We start from the raw sequence: 5,679 nt of genomic DNA on the forward strand, positions 1-5,679 counted from the left end.
GTGTGGGGGTATGCCAAAGGCCCACCCCGGTGGGGTGGGCCTTTGGTGAATGGGTGTTCGGCGGCGTCCTACTCTCCCACCCCGTCTCCAGGGCAGTACCATCGGCGCTGAAGGGCTTAGCTTCCGGGTTCGGTATGGGACCGGGCGTTTCCCCTTCGCTGTGACCGCCGTAACGCTATCGAGTTGTCGGGTGCCCCCTGTTGCCGCCCGTGGTCGTGGGTGGTGGGGGTGTTGGCCCGTTTCTCGGGAACCGCACAGTGGACGCGTAGCAAAAGTGTTGGTGTTGAAGTTGTTGGCTGATTAGTACCGGTCAGCTGCGACAGTCTTTGGTCCTGTCTTCCACATCCGGCCTATCTACCCAGTGGTCTAGCTGGGTGCCTTCCGGGGTCTAGCCCCGTGGAAACCTCATCTTGAAGCAGGCTTCCCGCTTAGATGCTTTCAGCGGTTATCCCTTCCGAACGTAGCTAACCAGCGGTGCTCCTGGCGGAACAACTGGCACACCAGAGGTTCGTCCGTCCCGGTCCTCTCGTACTAGGGACAGCCCTTCTCAAGTTTCCTGCGCGCGCAGCGGATAGGGACCGAACTGTCTCACGACGTTCTAAACCCAGCTCGCGTACCGCTTTAATGGGCGAACAGCCCAACCCTTGGGACCTACTCCAGCCCCAGGATGCGACGAGCCGACATCGAGGTGCCAAACCATGCCGTCGATATGGACTCTTGGGCAAGATCAGCCTGTTATCCCCGGGGTACCTTTTATCCGTTGAGCGACGGCGCTTCCACAAGCCACCGCCGGATCACTAGTTCCGACTTTCGTCCCTGCTCGACCTGTCAGTCTCACAGTCAAGCTCCCTTGTGCACTTGCACTCGACACCTGATTGCCAACCAGGCTGAGGGAACCTTTGAGCGCCTCCGTTACATTTTAGGAGGCAACCGCCCCAGTTAAACTACCCACCAGGCACTGTCCCTGATCCGGTTTACGGACCGAGGTTAGGTATACGAAGCGGCCAGAGTGGTATTTCAACGTTGACTCCACCCGCGCTGGCGCGCGGGCTTCATAGTCTCCCACCTATCCTACACAAGCCGCACCGAACACCAATACCAAGCTATAGTAAAGGTCCCGGGGTCTTTCCGTCCTGCTGCGCGTAACGAGCATCTTTACTCGTAGTGCAATTTCGCCGAGTTCGCGGTTGAGACAGCGGAGAAGTCGTTACGCCATTCGTGCAGGTCGGAACTTACCCGACAAGGAATTTCGCTACCTTAGGATGGTTATAGTTACCACCGCCGTTTACTGGGGCTTAAATTCTGAGCTTCGCCCCGAAGGGCTGACCCGTCCTCTTAACCTTCCAGCACCGGGCAGGCGTCAGTCCGTATACATCGTCTTGCGACTTCGCACGGACCTGTGTTTTTAGTAAACAGTCGCTTCTCCCTGGTCTCTGCGGCCGTCCGCGCTCCCACCGCGAGGGTGTTCACGCTTCGGGCCCCCCTTCTCCCGAAGTTACGGGGGCATTTTGCCGAGTTCCTTAACCACGATTCTCTCGATCGCCTTAGTATTCTCTACCTGACCACCTGAGTCGGTTTGGGGTACGGGCGGCTAGAACCTCGCGTCGAGGCTTTTCTTGGCAGCATAGGATCACCCAATCATCGCGCATACGCGCTCACCATCAGCTCTCGGACTCGTGCCAGGCGGATTTGCCTACCTGACGTCCTACAGCCTTGGACGTGGTCTACCATCGCCACGCTGGGCTACCTTCCTGCGTCACCCCTGTTAATACGCTTACCTACTACCGGTTTGGTTCGCGCGCTCTGCCCGCAGTGTGTCCCGAAGGACACGGCGCGGGTTTCGGGCGCTGAGCATCACCGGGCTCGGTATGGGCGGTTCTTCGCCGGTAGGAGAATGTCAACTCCTTGTCCATCGACTACGCCTGTCGGCCTCGCCTTAGGTCCCGACTTACCCAGGGCGGATTAGCCTGGCCCTGGAACCCTTGGTCATTCGGCGGACGGGTTTCTCACCCGTCTTTCGCTACTCATGCCTGCATTCTCACTCGTGTAGGCTCCACCGCTGGTTTACACCGCGACTTCACTGCCCACACGACGCTCCCCTACCCATCCACACGCCTGGACCACGAAGGCCTAGCGGTTGTGTGAATGCCACAGCTTCGGCGGTGTACTTGAGCCCCGCTACATTGTCGGCGCGGAATCACTTGACCAGTGAGCTATTACGCACTCTTTCAAGGGTGGCTGCTTCTAAGCCAACCTCCTGGTTGTCTGTGCAACTCCACATCCTTTCCCACTTAGCACACGCTTAGGGGCCTTAGCTGGTGGTCTGGGCTGTTTCCCTCTCGACTACGGAGCTTATCCCCCGCAGTCTCACTGCCACGCTCTGTCTTACCGGCATTCGGAGTTTGGCTGACGTCAGTAACCTTGTAGGGCCCATCGGCCATCCAGTAGCTCTACCTCCGGCAAGAAACACGTGACGCTGCACCTAAATGCATTTCGGGGAGAACCAGCTATCACGAAGTTTGATTGGCCTTTCACCCCTAACCACAGGTCATCCCCCAGGTTTTCAACCCTGGTGGGTTCGGTCCTCCACGCGGTCTTACCCACGCTTCAACCTGCCCATGGCTAGATCACTTCGCTTCGGGTCTAGACCCAGCGACTATGGACGCCCTCTTCGGACTCGCTTTCGCTACGGCTTCCCCACACGGGTTAACCTCGCCACTGAGCACTAACTCGCAGGCTCATTCTTCAAAAGGCACGCTGTCACCCCTGCTAGGGAGGCTCCAACGGATTGTAGGCACACGGTTTCAGGTACTATTTCACTCCCCTCCCGGGGTACTTTTCACCTTTCCCTCACGGTACTGGTCCGCTATCGGTCACTAGGTAGTATTTAGGCTTAGCAAGTGGTCTTGCCGGATTCACACGGGATTTCTCGGGCCCCGTGCTACTTGGGATCCCCTTCGGGAGGTCGCATCATTTCGTCTACGGGGGTCGCACCCTCTGTGCCGGGCCATTCAATGCCCTTCGACTATGACACGACTTTCTGACTCCCTGACCACATGTCAGCATGGTCTGAAAGGTCCCACAACCCCGCCCGTGCAACGCCTGACAGCTATCACACACGAACGGTTTGGCCTCTTCCGCTTTCGCTCGCCACTACTCACGGAATATCTCTTCCTGCCGGTACTGAGATGTTTCACTTCCCGGCGTTCCCTCCACACACCCTATATATTCAGGTGCGGGTCACTGGACATGACTCCAGCGGGGTTTCCCCATTCGGACATCCTCGGATCACGGTTCGTTTGCCAACTCCCCGAGGCTTATCGCAGGCTACAACGTCCTTCTTCGGCTCCTAGTGCCAAGGCATCCACCCTGTGCCCTTAAAAACTTCAACAAAAAACAAAATTGCAGAAACCAAGAACACACAAGCACCACGCACCCGAAGGCCACGTCATGCTTGCGATGATCTTTGGTTCACAAAGATGCTCGCGTCCACTGTGCAGTTCTCAAGCAACGGACGAACCCGACTCCCACGAGCGGCCTGCCACCACAACCGGTGACGGTTCACACTCCAAGACATCGGCCCGTACCTCAAGGTCATCCCACCAACAAACGTCGGCCGGTTGCCTCAGGACCCAACAGTGTGCTCAGCAAGCCCAGCCACCCCACCCGCTGCGTTCCACCACCACCGACCAGCAAACCCCGAAGGGAAACCAGCCACGCGACAGGTACTAGCACCAGATGCGACCACCAGGCTCTTCGTCAATGTTCCACCCATGAGCAACCACCTCTGCACGCGTACGGCGCAGACCGTGGCCACCACTGCACACCCCGACCAACCACCCGCCCCGAGGGACAGGCAGCGCCAGCCGGCGCATGAGCGTGAGCTCCTTAGAAAGGAGGTGATCCAGCCGCACCTTCCGGTACGGCTACCTTGTTACGACTTAGTCCCAATCGCCAGTCCCACCTTCGACGGCTCCCCCCACAAGGGTTGGGCCACCGGCTTCGGGTGTTACCGACTTTCGTGACTTGACGGGCGGTGTGTACAAGGCCCGGGAACGTATTCACCGCAGCGTTGCTGATCTGCGATTACTAGCGACTCCGACTTCATGGGGTCGAGTTGCAGACCCCAATCCGAACTGAGACCGGCTTTTTGGGATTCGCTCCACCTTACGGTATCGCAGCCCTTTGTACCGGCCATTGTAGCATGCGTGAAGCCCAAGACATAAGGGGCATGATGATTTGACGTCATCCCCACCTTCCTCCGAGTTGACCCCGGCAGTCTCCTATGAGTCCCCACCATCACGTGCTGGCAACATAGGACGAGGGTTGCGCTCGTTGCGGGACTTAACCCAACATCTCACGACACGAGCTGACGACAACCATGCACCACCTGTACACCGACCTTGCGGGGCAACCATCTCTGGAAGTTTCCGGTGTATGTCAAGCCTTGGTAAGGTTCTTCGCGTTGCATCGAATTAATCCGCATGCTCCGCCGCTTGTGCGGGCCCCCGTCAATTCCTTTGAGTTTTAGCCTTGCGGCCGTACTCCCCAGGCGGGGCACTTAATGCGTTTGCTGCGGCACGGAACTCGTGGAATGAGCCCCACACCTAGTGCCCAACGTTTACGGCATGGACTACCAGGGTATCTAATCCTGTTCGCTCCCCATGCTTTCGCTCCTCAGCGTCAGTTGCGGCCCAGAGACCTGCCTTCGCCATCGGTGTTCCTCCTGATATCTGCGCATTCCACCGCTACACCAGGAATTCCAGTCTCCCCTACCGCACTCTAGTCTGCCCGTACCCGATGCAAGCTCAAGGTTGAGCCTTGAGTTTTCACACCAGACGCGACAGACCGCCTACGAGCTCTTTACGCCCAATAATTCCGGACAACGCTTGCGCCCTACGTATTACCGCGGCTGCTGGCACGTAGTTAGCCGGCGCTTCTTCTGCAGGTACCGTCACTTGCGCTTCTTCCCTGCTGAAAGAGGTTTACAACCCGAAGGCCTTCATCCCTCACGCGGCGTCGCTGCATCAGGCTTGCGCCCATTGTGCAATATTCCCCACTGCTGCCTCCCGTAGGAGTCTGGGCCGTGTCTCAGTCCCAGTGTGGCCGGTCGCCCTCTCAGGCCGGCTACCCGTCGTCGCCTTGGTAGGCCACTACCCCACCAACAAGCTGATAGGCCGCGAGCCCATCCCAGACCGATAAATCTTTCCAGACCACACCATGCGATGTGACCTCATATCCAGTATTAGACCTCGTTTCCAAGGCTTATCCCGAAGTCTGGGGCAGGTTGCTCACGTGTTACTCACCCGTTCGCCACTGATCCACCCAGCAAGCTGGGCTTCACCGTTCGACTTGCATGTGTTAAGCACGCCGCCAGCGTTCGTCCTGAGCCAGGATCAAACTCTCCGTAAATGTTTGCTATCAACCACCCAAAAGAGCGGCTAACAACCATACGAAGCGAACCCGAAGGTTCATAATCTAGGCTACAAACCGAAAACATGACGTTTTCAATCCATATACCAAAGGAATCCTCTACGAACACCCAACGGCCACCACAACGATGACCACCAGACACCCGACGAGGGATATTGGCATTGACTATCAAGCACACTGTTGAGTTCTCAAACAACCGACACACACCGACTCAGACCCGCCCAGCGGACCCTCACTCGGGGCAAC

The 5,679-nt window shown here is 57.8% G+C and carries 3 rRNA genes; all 3 read right to left on the bottom strand.

The features are described 5' to 3' along the window. Nucleotides 1-55: 55 nt before the first annotated feature. The 3 genes from rrf to OHL10_RS18585 all read right to left on the bottom strand — a co-directional run bounded on the left by rrf (nucleotide 56) and on the right by OHL10_RS18585 (nucleotide 5,412). A 5S ribosomal RNA gene (gene rrf / locus OHL10_RS18575) occupies nucleotides 56-172 on the bottom strand. Between the two features lie 108 nt (nucleotides 173-280). Continuing rightward, nucleotides 281-3,391, bottom strand: a 23S ribosomal RNA gene (locus OHL10_RS18580). 501 nt (nucleotides 3,392-3,892) lie between these two features. Beyond that, nucleotides 3,893-5,412, bottom strand: a 16S ribosomal RNA gene (locus OHL10_RS18585). Together the 16S, 23S and 5S rRNA genes form the textbook arrangement of a ribosomal RNA operon. Nucleotides 5,413-5,679 lie beyond the last annotated feature (267 nt).

The sequence above is a fragment of the Oerskovia flava genome, from assembly GCF_026163685.1.
Lineage (GTDB): Bacteria > Actinomycetota > Actinomycetes > Actinomycetales > Cellulomonadaceae > Oerskovia_A > Oerskovia_A flava.